Annotated in this window: 13 protein-coding genes and 3 tRNA genes; 7 read left to right on the plus strand and 9 right to left on the minus strand. The window is 56.6% G+C overall.

What is annotated here, in order from left to right:
• The first annotated feature begins 28 nt into the window (after positions 1-28).
• Genes sufC through HFD97_RS04575 form a run of 5 tightly spaced genes read left to right on the plus strand, consistent with a single transcriptional unit; the run spans position 29 to position 4,773 of the window.
• Positions 29-775: a Fe-S cluster assembly ATPase SufC gene (gene sufC, locus HFD97_RS04555; protein WP_009090499.1), complete on the plus strand. Its 747-nt coding sequence runs from the start codon at positions 29-31 to the stop codon at positions 773-775.
• Positions 750-2,030 carry a Fe-S cluster assembly protein SufD gene (sufD, locus tag HFD97_RS04560; protein WP_167430900.1) on the plus strand — a complete coding sequence of 427 codons (1,281 nt, stop codon included), beginning with the start codon at positions 750-752 and terminating at the stop codon, positions 2,028-2,030. The genes sufC and sufD overlap by 26 nt, the downstream gene beginning before the upstream one ends.
• Positions 2,030-3,253, plus strand: a complete 1,224-nt coding sequence (gene sufS, locus HFD97_RS04565; protein ID WP_009090495.1) for a cysteine desulfurase SufS — start codon at positions 2,030-2,032, stop codon at positions 3,251-3,253. The genes sufD and sufS overlap by 1 nt, the downstream gene beginning before the upstream one ends.
• A gap of 21 nt (positions 3,254-3,274) precedes the next feature.
• On the plus strand, positions 3,275-3,691 hold the full coding sequence (gene sufE, locus HFD97_RS04570) for a cysteine desulfuration protein SufE (protein ID WP_009090494.1): 417 nt from the start codon (positions 3,275-3,277) through the stop codon (positions 3,689-3,691).
• 56 nt (positions 3,692-3,747) lie between these two features.
• Entirely contained in the window at positions 3,748-4,773 is a 1,026-nt protein-coding gene (locus HFD97_RS04575; protein WP_167430899.1) for a L,D-transpeptidase family protein, read from the plus strand.
• A gap of 74 nt (positions 4,774-4,847) precedes the next feature.
• On the opposite strand, the gene HFD97_RS04580 is transcribed toward HFD97_RS04575, so the two are convergent.
• The 6 genes from HFD97_RS04580 to HFD97_RS04605 all read right to left on the minus strand — a co-directional run bounded on the left by HFD97_RS04580 (position 4,848) and on the right by HFD97_RS04605 (position 8,923).
• Positions 4,848-5,084, minus strand: a complete 237-nt coding sequence (locus HFD97_RS04580; protein WP_009090492.1) for a major outer membrane lipoprotein — start codon at positions 5,082-5,084, stop codon at positions 4,848-4,850.
• A 303-nt stretch (positions 5,085-5,387) separates the two neighbouring features.
• Complete coding sequence (gene pykF, locus HFD97_RS04585) at positions 5,388-6,800, minus strand: pyruvate kinase PykF (RefSeq protein ID WP_009090491.1); 1,413 nt, start codon at positions 6,798-6,800, stop codon at positions 5,388-5,390.
• 351 nt (positions 6,801-7,151) lie between these two features.
• Positions 7,152-7,228, minus strand: a tRNA-Val gene (locus HFD97_RS04590).
• Between the two features lie 11 nt (positions 7,229-7,239).
• Positions 7,240-7,316: transfer RNA gene (locus HFD97_RS04595), tRNA-Val, on the minus strand.
• 3 nt (positions 7,317-7,319) lie between these two features.
• Positions 7,320-7,396 (minus strand) — tRNA-Val (locus HFD97_RS04600).
• Between the two features lie 153 nt (positions 7,397-7,549).
• The gene (locus HFD97_RS04605; RefSeq protein ID WP_046101733.1) at positions 7,550-8,923 is read right to left on the minus strand and encodes an MATE family efflux transporter; all 1,374 of its coding nucleotides are present in this window, start codon (positions 8,921-8,923) and stop codon (positions 7,550-7,552) included.
• Between the two features lie 208 nt (positions 8,924-9,131).
• Between HFD97_RS04605 and HFD97_RS04610 the strand changes: the two genes are divergently transcribed.
• On the plus strand, positions 9,132-9,791 hold the full coding sequence (locus tag HFD97_RS04610) for a riboflavin synthase (protein ID WP_009090489.1): 660 nt from the start codon (positions 9,132-9,134) through the stop codon (positions 9,789-9,791).
• A 238-nt stretch (positions 9,792-10,029) separates the two neighbouring features.
• On the opposite strand, the gene cfa is transcribed toward HFD97_RS04610, so the two are convergent.
• Both cfa and punC read right to left on the minus strand, forming a co-directional pair.
• Complete coding sequence (gene cfa / locus HFD97_RS04615; RefSeq protein ID WP_167430898.1) at positions 10,030-11,178, minus strand: cyclopropane fatty acyl phospholipid synthase; 1,149 nt, start codon at positions 11,176-11,178, stop codon at positions 10,030-10,032.
• Positions 11,179-11,486: 308 nt separating this feature from the next.
• Positions 11,487-12,689 carry a purine nucleoside transporter PunC gene (gene punC / locus HFD97_RS04620; protein ID WP_167430897.1) on the minus strand — a complete coding sequence of 401 codons (1,203 nt, stop codon included), beginning with the start codon at positions 12,687-12,689 and terminating at the stop codon, positions 11,487-11,489.
• Between the two features lie 106 nt (positions 12,690-12,795).
• Here punC and punR point away from each other — a divergent pair, with 106 nt between their 5' ends.
• Positions 12,796-13,701 (plus strand): DNA-binding transcriptional activator PunR, encoded by a 906-nt coding sequence (gene punR / locus HFD97_RS04625; RefSeq protein ID WP_167430896.1) that lies wholly within the window; start codon positions 12,796-12,798, stop codon positions 13,699-13,701.
• On the opposite strand, the gene purR is transcribed toward punR, so the two are convergent.
• The gene (gene purR, locus HFD97_RS04630; RefSeq protein ID WP_167430895.1) at positions 13,698-14,723 is read right to left on the minus strand and encodes an HTH-type transcriptional repressor PurR; all 1,026 of its coding nucleotides are present in this window, start codon (positions 14,721-14,723) and stop codon (positions 13,698-13,700) included. The two genes, punR and purR, sit on opposite strands and share 4 nt — an antisense overlap.
• Between the last annotated feature and the right edge of the window lie 55 nt (positions 14,724-14,778).

The raw sequence follows: 14,778 nt of genomic DNA on the forward strand, positions 1-14,778 counted from the left end.
TTGCCGGAAGCAACGTGAAGGAATAAGTATGTTAAGCATTAAAGATTTGCAGGTCAGTGTTGAAGATAAAGCCATTCTGCGTGGCCTGAATCTCGAAATTAAACCAGGCGAAGTGCATGCCATCATGGGCCCGAACGGCTCAGGTAAAAGTACGCTGTCAGCCACGCTGGCAGGCCGCGAAGATTATGAAGTGACCGGCGGTTCGGTGAGCTTCAACGGTAAAGATCTGCTGGAGCTGGCACCGGAAGAGCGCGCTGGTGAAGGTATCTTTATGGCGTTCCAGTATCCGGTTGAGATCCCCGGCGTCAGCAATCAGTTTTTCCTGCAGACGTCGGTAAACGCGGTGCGCAAATACCGTCAGCAGGAAGAGCTGGATCGCTTTGATTTCCAGGACTTCATCGAAGAGAAAATTCAGCTGCTGAAGATGCCGGAAGATCTGCTGACCCGCTCCGTTAACGTCGGCTTCTCCGGTGGCGAGAAGAAGCGTAACGATATCCTGCAGATGGCGGCGCTGGAGCCTGAGCTCTGCATCCTGGATGAAACCGACTCCGGTCTGGACATTGATGCGCTGAAAATCGTTGCCAATGGTGTGAACAGCCTGCGTGACGAAAAGCGTGCCTTTATCATCGTGACCCACTACCAGCGTATTCTGGACTACATCAAGCCAGACTTCGTTCATGTTCTGTATCAGGGCAAAATCGTGAAATCTGGCGACTTCTCGCTGGTGAAACAGCTGGAGGAGCAAGGTTATGGCTGGCTTACCGACGAAGAGTGATTCTGCGCTGCAACAGTGGCATCACCTGTTTGAGTCGCGCGGCGACGTGCGTTCTCTGCAGGCTCAGCAGCACTGGCAGCAACTGATGCGCGTTGGCCTGCCAACCCGCAAGCATGAAAACTGGAAATACACCCCGCTGGACACGCTGCTGTCACAGCAGTTTGTGTTGCCTGACGCACCTCAGACTCTGAGCGCTGAACAGGTTGATGCGCTGGCGCTGCCGCTGGATGCCATCCGCCTGGTCTTCGTTGACGGTCAGTTCCAGGCGGCGCTGAGCAGCCGCGACACCGAGCTGTTTGAGATTCAGCATAGCGTGGCTGCCGAGCGTCGTCCGCTGCCCGCCGCCGTTCAGCCGGAAGTGTTTCTGCATCTGACCGAAAGCCTGGCGGAAGAGGTGACCACCCTGCGTCTGGCACGCGGTAAATCTGCAGCGCGCCCGGTCTACCTGCTGCATATCACCAGCGGTCAGCAGACGGGCATGAACACCGTTCATTATCGTCATCACCTGCAGCTGGAAGAGAGCGCCGAAGCGGAAGTGATTGAGCACTACGTTTCACTCAACGATCAGGCCCATTTCACCGGTTCGCGCTTTACCTGTGCGATCGGAGATAATGCAAAGCTGACCCACACCAAACTGGCGTTTGAAAGCAGCAACAGCTATCACTTTGCGCACAACGATCTGGTGGTGGGTAACGATGCGCAGGTCAGCAGTACCAGCTTCCTGCTGGGTGCCGGTCTGTCGCGCCACAATACCAGCATGCAGCTGAACGGCGAGAACAGTACGCTGGCGATTAACAGCCTGGTGTTGCCGGTGAAACAGGAAGTCGCGGATACCCGTACTTACCTGGAGCACAATAAAGGCCACTGCGTCAGCCGTCAGATGCATAAAACCATCGTGCGTGACAAAGGCCGTGCGGTGTTTAACGGTCACATCAAAGTGGCACAGCATGCACTGAAGACAGACGGGCAGATGACCAACAACAACCTGTTGCTGGGCAAGCTGGCGGAGGTCGATACCAAGCCGCAGCTGGAAATCTATGCGGATGACGTTAAGTGCAGCCACGGCGCCACCATCGGCCGTATCGATGACGAGCAGATGTTCTATCTGCGTTCGCGCGGTATTGAGCAGGATGCTGCGCAGACCATGATTATCCACGCCTTTGCGGCAGAACTGACCGAAACACTGGAAAATCCGGTGATGCGTCAGGCCGTACTGCAGCGTATCGCGCAACGTTTTCCCGGAGGCGACGTATGATGAACTTCGATCTCGACCGCATCAGGGCTGATTTTCCTATCCTGAAGCGAGAGGTCAACGGTCATCCGCTGGCCTACCTTGACAGCGCCGCCAGCGCACAACGTCCCCTCTCGGTGATCAATGCCGAGAGTCATTTTTACCAGCACGGCTATGCGGCCGTGCATCGCGGCATCCATACGCTGAGCCAGCAGGCAACCAGTGATATGGAGAACGTGCGCGATCAGGCCGCCCGTTTCCTGAACGCTTCGTCGCAGGAAGAGATTGTTTTCGTCAAAGGAACCACCGAAGGCATCAATCTGGTGGCCAACAGCTGGGGCAGCAGTCAGCTCCGGTCTGGCGATAACCTGATCATTACTGAGATGGAGCATCACGCCAATATCGTTCCATGGCAGATGCTGGCTGAGCGCACCGGAGCCGAAGTGCGTGTGCTGCCGTTGAATGACAACGGTGAGCTGGCGCTTGAGCAGCTGGCGGGGCTGATTGACAGCCGCACGCGCCTGCTGGCCGTGACGCATGTTTCAAACGTGCTCGGCACGGTTAACCCGGTCAAAGCGATCGTGGCGCAGGCCAAAGCCGCGGGTGTTGTTACCCTGGTGGATGGTGCGCAGGCGGTAATGCATGACAAAGTTGACGTGCAGGATATCGGCTGTGATTTCTATGTTTTCTCCAGCCATAAACTCTACGGCCCGAACGGCGTGGGTATCCTTTATGGACGCAAAGCGTTGCTGGACCAGATGCCACCCTGGGAGGGCGGCGGGTCGATGATTGACCGCGTCATGCTGCCGACGGGCACCACCTGGAACAGCGCGCCGTGGCGTTTTGAAGCCGGCACCCCCAATACCGGCGGCATTATCGGCTTTGGTGCGGCACTGGCCTACGTGCAGGCGCTGGGACTTGATACCATTCATGCGCGTGAAACGGCGCTCATGAACTATGCCCTGGATAAGCTGGGCACCGTCCCGGACATCCGCATCTATGGCCCGCAGTCGCGCGCCGGTGTTATCGCCTTCAATCTCGGTAAGCACCACGCTTACGATGTCGGCAGTTTCCTGGATCAGTATGGTATTGCCATCCGCACCGGCCATCACTGCGCCATGCCGCTGATGCAGCACTACAACGTGCCTGCGATGTGCCGCGCCTCCTTCACCTTCTATAACAGTGAAGAAGAGGTGGATCGTCTGGCGGCGGGTCTGACGCGCATTCATCGTCTGCTGGGCGGCTGAACAGTTCTAACGGAGTGACTGATGGCGAATTTGCCTGAAAAAGAGAAACTGGTGCGTAACTTTAACCGTTGCGCCAACTGGGAAGAGAAGTACCTGTACATCATTGAACTGGGTTCGAAACTTCCGGAATCCTCTGAAACCCTGCACCAGCCGGAAAACGTCATCTCGGGATGCCAGAGCCAGGTGTGGATCAGAATGACCCCGCAGGCCGATGGCACCATCGCCTTCGAAGGTGACAGCGATGCCGCGATCGTTAAGGGCCTGATTGCTATCGTAATTAGTCTCTATCAGAACTTGCCGCCTGCCGAGATTCTGGCGCTGGATGTCCGCCACTGGTTTGGCGAACTGGCCCTGATGCAGCACCTGACGCCCACCCGGTCGCAGGGGCTGGAGGCGATGATTCGGTCTATTCGCCATACCGCTCAGAACCTCAGCTAAGCTACACTCGACAGACGCCATCCGGCGTCTGTTTTTTTATCTGACGAGAAAATTGCATGAAACCAGCTTTACGTTTAGCCGGTGCATTGCTGCTGACCTGTTTTGGGCTCTCTGCACCCGCATTCGCCACGGAATATCCGCTGCCGCCACCTGACAGTCGCCTGATTGGCGAAAACGTCCTGACTCAGGTTCCCGATAACAAACAGCCGCTGGAAGCGATAGCGGCCCGCTACCAGGTCGGTCTGCTGGGGATGCTGGAGGTGAATCCCGGCACCGATCCCTGGCTGCCAAAGGCGGGCACGCAACTGACGATACCGCTACAGATGATCCTGCCCGATACGCCACGCGAAGGCATTGTGGTGAATCTTGCCGAGCTGCGTCTCTATTACTATCCCAAAGGCGAAAACAAAGTCATCGTCTATCCCATCGGCATTGGCCAGTTAGGGGCAGCCACTCCCGTGATGGTCACCCGTATCAGCCAGAAGATCCCCAATCCTACCTGGACGCCAACCCCGAACATCCGCAAACGCTACGCGAAAGAGGGTGTCACGCTGCCCGCCGTGGTGCCTGCGGGACCGGATAACCCGATGGGGCAGTTTGCCATGCGTCTGGCGCGCGGCACGGGCCAGTATCTGATCCACGGCACCAATGCGAAGTTTGGCATCGGCATGCGCGTCAGCTCCGGCTGCATCCGTCTGCGTTCCGAAGATATCGAAGCGTTGTTTAACGCCGTACCAGAGGGGACACGGGTGCAGATTATCAATCAGCCGGTGAAGTACGCCATCGAGCCGGATGGTAAACGCTACGTTGAAGTGCACCAGCCGCTGTCACGCAGTGACAAAGATGATCCTCAGACGCAGACTATTGCGCTCAGCGACGGACTCAGACAGTTTATGAAAAGTGAGAAGAGTGACCGGGCGCTGATTAAAGCCAGCATCGCACGACGCTCAGGCATGCCTGTACTGGTCAGCAGTGGTGAACCGGTAGAGAGTGATACCGTGCCGCCCGAAGGGCTGGAAAGTGCCGCGGTGCCGACAGAGAGTGCGGCAGCAGGGAAGGAGGCAAAGGACGTTAAACCCTGACAGAAGGTGCCGGATAGAGCCTGGCAGGGGCAAAAAAATGGCGCCATAAAGGCGCCATTTTTAAACCAGAACTCTTACTTACGGTAAGAGTGAGCCTGGTTGTCCAGACGCTGGTTAGCGCGTGCTGCGTCATCTTTAGCAGCCTGAACGTCTGAACGCACTGCGTTCACGTCGTTGCTCAGCTGGTCAACTTTCGCGTTCAGAGTCTGAACGTCTGAAGACAGCTGGTCGATTTTAGCGTTGCTTGAGCAACCAGCCAGCAGAGTTGAAGCCAGAACTACCGCGCCCAGTACCAGTTTAGTACGATTCATTATTTATACCCTCTAGATTGAGTTAATCTCCATGTAGCAATACAAGTATTACACAAAGCTTTTTAAGTTGAGAATAAATTTTTGATGAGAAGATGCTTAAATTTGATCGTTCGCTCAAAGAAGCAGCGAATCCCAGAATATGATAAAAAAATTTAGCGAAAACAGAGAGATTTAATCGGATTAACCTTAATATTAAGAGTATTTGAATAGTTATTTTCGATTGGAATTTTCTGGTATTTGGTTTAAGAGGAAATAAAAAAAGCGCCTCTTAAAGGCGCTTCTAAATAACCGCTGACGCAGGTTTTACAGGACGTGTACGGACGCGGTGTTGGTAGTTCCGCTTGGTACTAATGCACCGGAAACCAGCACCACGACATCGCCTTTCTGAGCGTAGCCGCTTTCCAGCGCCGCTTCTTTACCCAGACGATAGAAATCATCGGTCGACGCGATCTCAGAAACCAGGCGTGTCTCAATGCCCTTACTCAGGATCAGCTGGCGTGCAGTGGTCTGATTGGTGGTCAGGGCCAGGATGGTGGCGTTCGGGAAGTATTTACGCACCGCTTTAGCCGATTTGCCGCCTTCGGTCGCCACCACAATCAGTGGCGCTTCCAGCTTCTCAGCGGTCTCGACGGCACCGCGGCAGACGGCTTCGGTGATACGCAGCTTACGGGTATCGTTCTGGCTGTCGATGCGCGATTTCATCACGCGGTCGGTACGCTCACAGATGGTCGCCATGATGGTGACCGACTCCAGCGGATAGCGACCTTTGGCGCTCTCACCTGACAGCATGACCGCATCGGTGCCATCCAGGATGGCGTTCGCCACGTCGCCGGCTTCTGCGCGGGTAGGGCGTGGGTTTTTGATCATGGAGTCGAGCATCTGGGTCGCCGTGATGACCACTTTGCGCGCTTTATTACATTTCTTGATCATCATCTTCTGCGCGAAGATCACTTCTTCAACCGGGATCTCAACACCCAGGTCGCCACGCGCAACCATGATGCCGTCTGACGCTTCAAGAATTTCGTCGAAGTTGTTCAGGCCTTCCTGGTTTTCGATTTTGGAGATGATCTGGATGTGCTCACCGCCGTGCTGTTTCAGGTGCTCACGAATCTCCAGCACGTCTGAACGCTTACGGATGAACGAAGCAGCGACAAAGTCCACACCCTGCTCACAGCCAAAAATCAGATCGCGTTTGTCTTTTTCAGCCAGCGCAGGCAGCTGGATTGAGACGCCTGGCAGGTTAACGCCTTTGTTCTCACCCAGATCGCCATTGTTCAGTACTTTACAGACTACGGTGTTTTCGGTGACTTCGGTCACTTCCATCCCAATCAGGCCATCATCGACCAGCACGGTGTTGCCGATCTTCAGGTCAGCCGTGAAGCCCGGGTAGGTGACGGCAACGCGCTCGCTGTTGCCGATCACGCTCTGATCGGTGGTGAAGGTAAAGGTCTGGCCCGCTTTCAGCGCCGCGTCGTTACCGCCTTCCAGTTTCATGGTGCGGATTTCAGGGCCTTTGGTGTCCAGCAGGATAGCGGCCTGACGACCGGTTTTCTGCATCACAGCGCGCATATTGGTAATGCGCTGGCCGTGCTCAGCGTAGTCGCCGTGAGAAAAGTTCAGACGCATAACATTCATGCCAGCTTCAAGCAGCTGAGTCAGCATCTCTTCGGATTCGGTTTTCGGGCCGATAGTACAAACGATTTTAGTCTTTTTCATGACGGATTATCTGTAAGTTGTGATGGATGAATAAGGGCGGAATCCGATGGCAGCGCATCGAAGTGAAATTTCTGATTTGAGACTGAAACTGAAAAGGGCAGTACTGAATAAGAATAGGTGACGAAGGCCAGGCGTGCAGGGAAGTTGTGCGGCTACGGTTGGTAACCACCACGCTGTTGTTGCGCAAATCATTTGAGTTATCGCAGTAAGCACGTGATCGCTGAAACCTTTCAAGTAAACAACGGGGGACAGTATAGACGCTAAGTATGCGAAAACCAATCAAAAAGCAGAAGGGGGACGCGATGCAGATCAATATAAAGGGAGTTGCGCAAGCTGAAGGAATTCTGAAAGTGGTGCGCTCTAATGGACTCGAACCATCGACCCCCACCATGTCAAGGTGGTGCTCTAACCAACTGAGCTAAGAGCGCATACTGAATATTGGTGCGTCCGAGTGGACTCGAACCACCGACCCCCACCATGTCAAGGTGGTGCTCTAACCAACTGAGCTACGGACGCACTTGGTGCGCTCTAATGGACTCGAACCATCGACCCCCACCATGTCAAGGTGGTGCTCTAACCAACTGAGCTAAGAGCGCAACATGCTGTCAGGGCGACAGCGGGGACGAATATTAACGGCAGCGTGTGAGGCTGGCAAGGGGAAAATCGTTTTTTCACTGTGACTGCGCAGCAACTGTGCTAACCGTCGTTTTTTTCGGCGCTGCGGGCCATAAATGGCCCGCTTTTCTGGATTATCGCGCCGCACGGGCGAGGATAATGGCCGCCGGTGAACGCTGTAAGCGTCTGATGCGCCAGATCATCATCACCGCCGCCGAGGTCAGGCCGATAATGAAACCGCACCAGAAGCCCGCAGGTCCCATACGCGGCACCAGCCAGTCGGTCAGTGCCAGCAGATACCCGGCAGGCAGACCGAGCAGCCAGTAGGCAATAAAGGTGATGAAAAAAATGGATCGCGTATCTTTATAGCCGCGCAGAATGCCGCTGCCGATCACCTGAATCGAATCGGAGAACTGATAAATCGCCGCCAACAGCATCAGCTGTGCGGCCAGCGTCACCACCTCAGGATTGTCGTTGTAGAGCAGGGCGATCTGGTGACGGAACGTCACGGTAAAAATCGCGGTCAGCGCCGCCATGCTGATGCCGACACCCTGCGCCGTCCACGCGGCGACCCGGGCCTGCTCGGTGGAGCCCTGACCCAGGCGGTAGCCGACGCGGATAGTGGTCGCGACGCCCAGCGACAGTGGTAACACGAACATCAGTGAACTGAAATTCAGTGCGATCTGGTGGCCGGCGACATTGACGATGCCCAGCGGCGACACCAGCAGCGCCACCACGGCAAACAGGGTGACCTCAAAAAAGAGCGCCAGCGCCACCGGCAATCCCAGCGCCATCAGGCGGGTGAGAATGACACGCGAAGGCGGCGACCAGCGGCTCTCCATGCGGATATCACGCATCGATCCCATCCGGCGCACCCAGAAGCGCATGCAGATAAACATTACCCAGTAGACCGACGCGGTTGCCACACCACAACCCACCCCGCCCAGTGCCGGCATCCCGAAGTGACCATAAATAAAGACATAGTTGAGCGGGATGTTAAACATCAGGCCGAGAAAGCCCAGCACCATACCCGGCTTGGTTTTCGACAATCCTTCACACTGGTTGCGCAGCACCTGGAAGAAGAGATAGCCAGGTGCGCCGAACAGCAGGGCATGCAGATAGCCTTCTGCCTTCAGGGCCAGCCGGGGATCGATATCGTGCATTGCGCGGATGAGGTAACCCGCATGCCACAGCAGCACCATAATCAGCAGGGAGACAAAAAAGGCGAGCCAGTACGCCTGGCGGATCTGTTCACCGATGCGTTCGCGGCGACCTGAACCGTTGAGTTGCGCAACGGTGGGCGTCAATGCAAGCAGAAGACCATGACCAAACAGGATGGCCGGAAGCCAGACAGAGGTGCCGACAGCAACGGCGGCCATATCCGTGGCGCTGACGGCGCCGGCCATAATGGTATCCACAAATCCCATTGCGGTCTGGGCCACCTGAGCAAGGATGACCGGAATCGCAAGGGCCAGCAATTGACGCGCTTCTGTTAAATACTTCTGCACGTTAACACCTGACGAGTTATAGGAAAGAAAAGGGGCAAAAAGCCCGGGGAATTTCGTGAGTTAGTGTAACTGGCGTAACCCCATTCGCCAATCTTTGTCACACAATGCGGTTTGCACTGACTCAACGCCGTGGCAGGGGCTGAAATCTAACAGCGGGCCTGAGCTGTGGTAAACTGGCACAAACGTCGGATTTTCAGAGGCAAAGATTATGTTTACCGGAATTGTGCAGGGCATGGCAGAGATCGTGTCCATCGAAGAAAAAGAGCTGTTTCGTACCCATACTGTCCGGCTGCCGGAAGAACTCCTGCCGGGTCTGGCGCTGGGCGCATCCGTCGCGCATAACGGCTGCTGCTTAACCGTGACGGCAATCGACGGCGATCGTGTCAGCTTTGATCTGATCAAAGAGACGCTGCGGGTGACGAACCTCGGCGATTTGCGTGAGGGCGACGTGGTCAATATCGAGCGGGCAGCAAAATTCAGCGATGAAATCGGCGGGCATCTGATGTCGGGTCACATTATGACCACGGCTGAGATCTGCAAAATTATCCAGTCAGAACATAACCGCGAAGTCTGGTTTAAAATCCAGGACCCGGCGCAGATGAAATATATTCTGCATAAAGGGTTCGTCGGTATCGACGGCATCAGCCTGACGGTCGGGGATGTGACCAGAACGAAGTTCTGCGTCTATCTGATCCCGGAAACGCTGGAACGCACCACGCTGGGGGCGAAGACCTTTGGACAGCGGGTCAATATTGAGATCGATCCACATACTCAGGCGATCGTCGAGACCGTGGAGCGCGTGCTCGCCCAGCGTGATGCCGCGGCAGCCATGAGCGCGCTGACCGGGCAACCTGCCGCAGAGAGTTAATATCAGGCGCGACAGCGCCTGTTGAACCGCTGACCCGATTCGCTGTGAGATTGCACCTGCGCAGGAAACAGGGTCAGATCGGAAAGACGCAAAAGCCGTCATCCCTGACACGCTCGACACGCGCCCTCCCTGGCGCGTGACGCTTTCCTCTTCTGACCCTGTTCCCTGCGCCTTTAGCTTCTCCGTTGCGGTTAACGCGGGTCTGACTTCGGCAGGCCTTGCGGCGCAACCGGCTCCTCTACCGCGCCACGCGCAATCCCCCCTCTACGCCACGACTGAAGACGATCTGCCACAGCTGAATATCGCGCGCGCGGAATGCACCGGCACAGGCGTTGAGATAGTAGGCGAACATACGCTTAAAGCGATCGCCATAATTCTCAGCCAGCTGAGGCCAGGCCTGCAAAAAGCGTTCATGCCATGCCATCAGCGTCCTGTCGTAATCTGCGCCAAAGTTGTGCCAGTCTTCCAGAATAAAATGGGGCTCGCTGGCATCGGCCACCTGACGCACCGAAGGCAGGCAGCCGTTGGGGAAAATATACTTATCGATCCAGGGGTCAACGCGCATATCGGTTTTAATCGCGCCGATGGTGTGAAGCAGGAAAATCCCGTCAGGCTTAAGATTACGATCGACCACGTCGAAATAGGTCGCGTAGTTTTTAGGCCCGACATGCTCAAACATACCGACCGACACCACGCGGTCAAACTGCTCGTTCAGATCGCGATAGTCCTGCAGCAGAATCGTCACATCCAGCCCTTCACAGCGCTGCTGCGCCAGCTTCTGCTGCTCGGCCGAGATAGTCACGCCATGCACGCTGACGCCATAATGACGTGCGGCAAATTCCGCCAGTCCGCCCCAGCCGCAGCCGATATCCAGCAGCGACATCCCGGGTTCCAGCGCTAATTTACGACAAATCATATCCAGCTTGGCTTCCTGCGCCGACGCCAGCGTCGTGGCCTCTTTCCAGTAGCCACAGGAGTACTGCATGTAAGGGTCAAGCATCAGTGAAAAGAGATCGTTGCCGAGATCATAGTGCTCTTTGCCCACGATCCAGGCCCGCTTGCGGGACTGCAGGTTGGTTAAGCGGGCGGCGGCGATGCGCAGGGTATCTTTGAAATGGTGCGGAAGTTGCTGATCCAGTTTATGTTTAAGCACCTGGTGGAAGAACATATCCAGACGGTCGCAGTCCCACCATCCCTCCATATAGCTTTCGCCCAGCCCCAGCGATCCCTCCTGCAGAACACGCTTAAAAAAACCGGGATGATGAATGCGGATATCCCATGGACGTGAGCCATTTATTTCGATGTCCGCTTTTTCCAGCAGTTCGTGAACGATGCGATACCAATGATTATCTTCAGGAGTCACTGCTTCTGCGTAAGATGAACTCATAGCTTTTCCACCACCTGTCCAATCTGAACCTGAACAAAGAATAGCCAATTCGTCAGGCATTGAGAAACGTCACGGAGGATTCCGCAAACCGATTATCTGTAAGATACAGAGGACTGGAACAGGCTGAAGCAGGGCCGGTAAGAGGGAATAACGCGTACGAATACCGTCCCGGCAACAGCGTGCCAATCAGATTATTACGTTATTATATTGTTGATTTATTACAGATTTGTTGACCCGGATGAGTATATTCTCACGCGGGTCAATATTCAATGACTTATTGTTAGGGCGCTAACTAAAAGGTTAGCGTCTTAATGATTATCCTGGCAGGCAGGTTGCGCAGTGGCAACAACAGTTTGTGCGCTTGCGGCGCGCTGCATGACGTACCCGATCAGGGCGAGCAGAATCGTTACTGTCATGATCAGCGTGGTGGTCAGCAGTGCCTGGGTTAATCCCGCCGACACCGCCAGGCTGGCGAGGAAGCATAGGCCTAACTGCAGCGTGTTCTGCAACGCGGCGGCTTTGCCGGTGGCGTGCGGGAAGGGCATCAGCGCACTGGAGACCACAATCGGATAGATCGCTCCGTTAGCCAGCGCCATTCCGCAGAACGGCACCATCAGGCTGAGCAGCGTTCCCTGACCCGAAAGCGCGACCGCAAACAGCGCCAGAATGCTCAGGCTGTAGACCCCCAGCAGCCAGGGCAGCAGCTGTGCGCCGTTAAAGCGGTTGAGCAGGGCGCGACAGCCGAAGCCGCCGATTAAAAAGGCGAGCGTCTGTGGCAGATAGCTCAGGCCAATGTCGGCGGGGGAAAGGCCCAGGCCCGCCAGAATAAAGGGCGAACCGGTCAGCCAGGCAAAAAAGCTGGCGGAGCAGGCGGAGTAGAGCAGTACGTTACCGCTGTAGACGCGGGATTTAAGCAGCGTGAAGAAGCCCGGCTGTGCCCCTTTCTGCTGCGGAGCGGGTTTCACCGCGGGCAGACGCAGCGTGACCAGAATCAGCGCCACCGCAATCAGGGTCAGCACCAGGAAAATCGAACGCCAGTGGAAATGGCCGATCAGCCAGGCCCCGAGCAGCGGCGCCAGCGCCGGTGAGAGGGCCACCAGCGGCATAATCGTGGCGAACACTTTGCTGGCGCGCGCCGCCGGATAGCGGTCGATGACCAGCGCCTGCCAGCTCACGGCGGCAGCACAGACGCCAATCGCCTGAATGAAGCGCAGCGCCAGCATCAGAAAGATATCGTTCACCCACAGCATGCCCGCACAGCCAGCGGCGAACAGTGCCAGTCCGGCCAGCAGCACGGGTTTACGGCCGATGCGATCGGAGAGCGGGCCCCAGAAGAGCTGACCACAGGCGAAGCCGGCCAGAAACAGACTCATGCTGGCGCTGATAAGGCCAGGCGAGGTGCGGAACGTCTCCTGCATCGCGCCAAAGGCGGGCAGGTACATATCGGTGGCTAAAAAGCCCAGCATGCTGAGCAGAGCGAGGTAGGGCATAAATCCTTTATTCGACAACATCAGATTCTCATTTTGCAGGGTAAACGCGGCAGAGTGTAAAAGGTGCGTTTGCGGCTGTGAAACGGTAATATTTGCCGGTTGCTGTTAAAATTTTTGAAGGCAGATTATGTGGTCAGAGTATGCACTGGAAGTGGTTGACGCGGTTGCACGCGGGGGCAGTTTCAGCGCCGCCGCGCAGGAGTTACATCGGGTGCCTTCTGCCATCAGCTATACGGTTCGCCAGCTGGAGAGCTGGCTGGCGGTGCCGCTGTTTGAGCGTCAGCACCGTGAAGTGGTACTGACCCCGGCGGGGGAGCATTTTGTCCGGGAGGGGCGCAGCGTCATCAAAAAAATGCTCGCAACCCGGCAGCAGTGTCAGCAGCTGGCTAACGGCTGGCGCGGGCAGCTAAGCATTGCCGTTGACCGCATCGCCAAACCGCAGCGTACCCGGCAGATGGTTAAAGATTTTTATCGCCACTTCCCGGACATGGAGCTGCACATCAGCTATGAGGTCTTCAACGGGGTCTGGGATGCCCTGGCCGATGGCCGGGTCGATGTCGCGATTGGCGCGACCCAGGCGATACCGGTTGGCGGACGGTTTGCATTCCGGGATATGGGGAAGCTCAACTGGCGCTGCGTGGTGGCACCCGACCATCCTCTGACGCAGGCGACCCGGATTGATGATGACACGCTGCGTCACTGGCCGTCGCTGGTGCTGGAGGATACGTCACGGGCGCTGCCGCGGCGCATGACGTGGACGCTGGACAATCAGCGCAGGCTGGTGGTGCCGGAATGGCAAACCGGGCTGGAGTGTGTGCAGGCGGGATTGTGCGTGGCGATGGTGCCGGGCCATCTGGCCCGGCCACTGCTCGACAGCGGCGCGCTGGTGGAACTGACGCTGCCGCAGGCGTTTCCGGACAGCCCCTGCTGTGTCAGCTGGGCAGAGGATCGCGCATCACCGGCAACAGGCTGGTTACTCAGCTATCTGGGTGATGCGCAAACGCTTAATCAGGAGTGGTTAAGCGAGGATTAACGGCGATAGTCGCGGAACGGACCATCCGCAACTGAACGGCGTTCAATCAGCGTGGGATGGACTTCAATCGTTTGTGACACTTCGCGCTTGCTGGTGATGCGATCAAGCAGCATATCCAGCGCCTTCTCACCCAGCTGAGCCTTGGGCTGATGGACGGTGGTCAGTGCGGGCGCAAAATAGCGCGCGTTGCGCACATTGTCATAACCGATCACCGAAATGTCCTGCGGAACGCGCAGACCCATCTCGTCAGCGGCGCAAATCGCCCCCATCGCCATGATGTCGCCACCGCAGAACACCGCCGTCGGGCGCTGCTTTTGCGACAGGATCTGCTGCATCGCCTGGTAGCCCGACTCCGGCTCAAAGTCTCCCTGCACAATCCACTCGGTGCGCGGCTGAATGCCCGCCTCTTCCAGTGCCTTAAGGAAACCGGCATGGCGTCCGCCCCCGGTGTTACGCTCCATCTGACCGGGGATGGCGCCGATGTCGCGGTGGCCGCGCTCAATCAGATAGCGTCCCGCCAGATAGCCACCCTGGAAGGCGTTATCCAGCACCGTATCGGTGAAGTCGGCGCGCGACTCGCCCCAGTCCATCACCACCATCGGGATATTGCGGTTCTCTTCCAGCATCTGCAGCAGGTCGTCCGGGTATTCAGAGCACATGACCAGCAGGCCATCGACGCGCTTCTGCGCCATCATGCTGAGGTAGGCGCGCTGTTTTTGCAGGTCGTTATGCGCATTCCCCAGAATCAGCGTATAGCCCTTGTCAAAACAGTGATTCTCGACCGCTTCGATAATCTCAGCGAAATAGGGCGCTTCGCTGGAGGTGGCCAGCAGCCCCAGCGTCCGGGTGTGATTCACCTTCAGGCTGCGCGCCACGGCGCTCGGCGAGTAGTGCAGTTCCTTGATCGCCTGCCAGACCGCATCGCGCGTCTCTTCAGCCACGAAGCGGGTTTTATTGATGACGTGCGAAACCGTGGTCGTGGAGACGCCAGCGCGTTTTGCCACATCTTTAATTGTTGCCATGAAAATCGGACTCCAGGACTTATCTAACTGTATGATAAGCGTAGTGTTAAACGTT

Origin of the sequence: Pantoea sp. EKM103V, from assembly GCF_011800365.1 — a bacterium.
In the GTDB taxonomy this organism is placed as follows: domain Bacteria; phylum Pseudomonadota; class Gammaproteobacteria; order Enterobacterales; family Enterobacteriaceae; genus Pantoea; species Pantoea anthophila.

What these genes read in the sequence shown, in the direction of transcription:
- sufD (WP_167430900.1), top strand. Translation starts at nt 750, where the DNA reads ATGGCTGGCTTACCGACGAAGAGTGATTCTGCGCTGCAACAGTGGCAT.
- sufE (WP_009090494.1), top strand. Translation starts at nt 3,275, where the DNA reads ATGGCGAATTTGCCTGAAAAAGAGAAACTGGTGCGTAACTTTAACCGT.
- sufC (WP_009090499.1), top strand. Translation starts at nt 29, where the DNA reads ATGTTAAGCATTAAAGATTTGCAGGTCAGTGTTGAAGATAAAGCCATT.
- purR (WP_167430895.1), bottom strand. Translation starts at nt 14,723, where the DNA reads ATGGCAACAATTAAAGATGTGGCAAAACGCGCTGGCGTCTCCACGACC.
- cfa (WP_167430898.1), bottom strand. Translation starts at nt 11,178, where the DNA reads ATGAGTTCATCTTACGCAGAAGCAGTGACTCCTGAAGATAATCATTGG.
- punC (WP_167430897.1), bottom strand. Translation starts at nt 12,689, where the DNA reads ATGTTGTCGAATAAAGGATTTATGCCCTACCTCGCTCTGCTCAGCATG.
- sufS (WP_009090495.1), top strand. Translation starts at nt 2,030, where the DNA reads ATGAACTTCGATCTCGACCGCATCAGGGCTGATTTTCCTATCCTGAAG.
- HFD97_RS04575 (WP_167430899.1), top strand. Translation starts at nt 3,748, where the DNA reads ATGAAACCAGCTTTACGTTTAGCCGGTGCATTGCTGCTGACCTGTTTT.
- pykF (WP_009090491.1), bottom strand. Translation starts at nt 6,800, where the DNA reads ATGAAAAAGACTAAAATCGTTTGTACTATCGGCCCGAAAACCGAATCC.
- HFD97_RS04610 (WP_009090489.1), top strand. Translation starts at nt 9,132, where the DNA reads ATGTTTACCGGAATTGTGCAGGGCATGGCAGAGATCGTGTCCATCGAA.
- punR (WP_167430896.1), top strand. Translation starts at nt 12,796, where the DNA reads ATGTGGTCAGAGTATGCACTGGAAGTGGTTGACGCGGTTGCACGCGGG.
- HFD97_RS04580 (WP_009090492.1), bottom strand. Translation starts at nt 5,084, where the DNA reads ATGAATCGTACTAAACTGGTACTGGGCGCGGTAGTTCTGGCTTCAACT.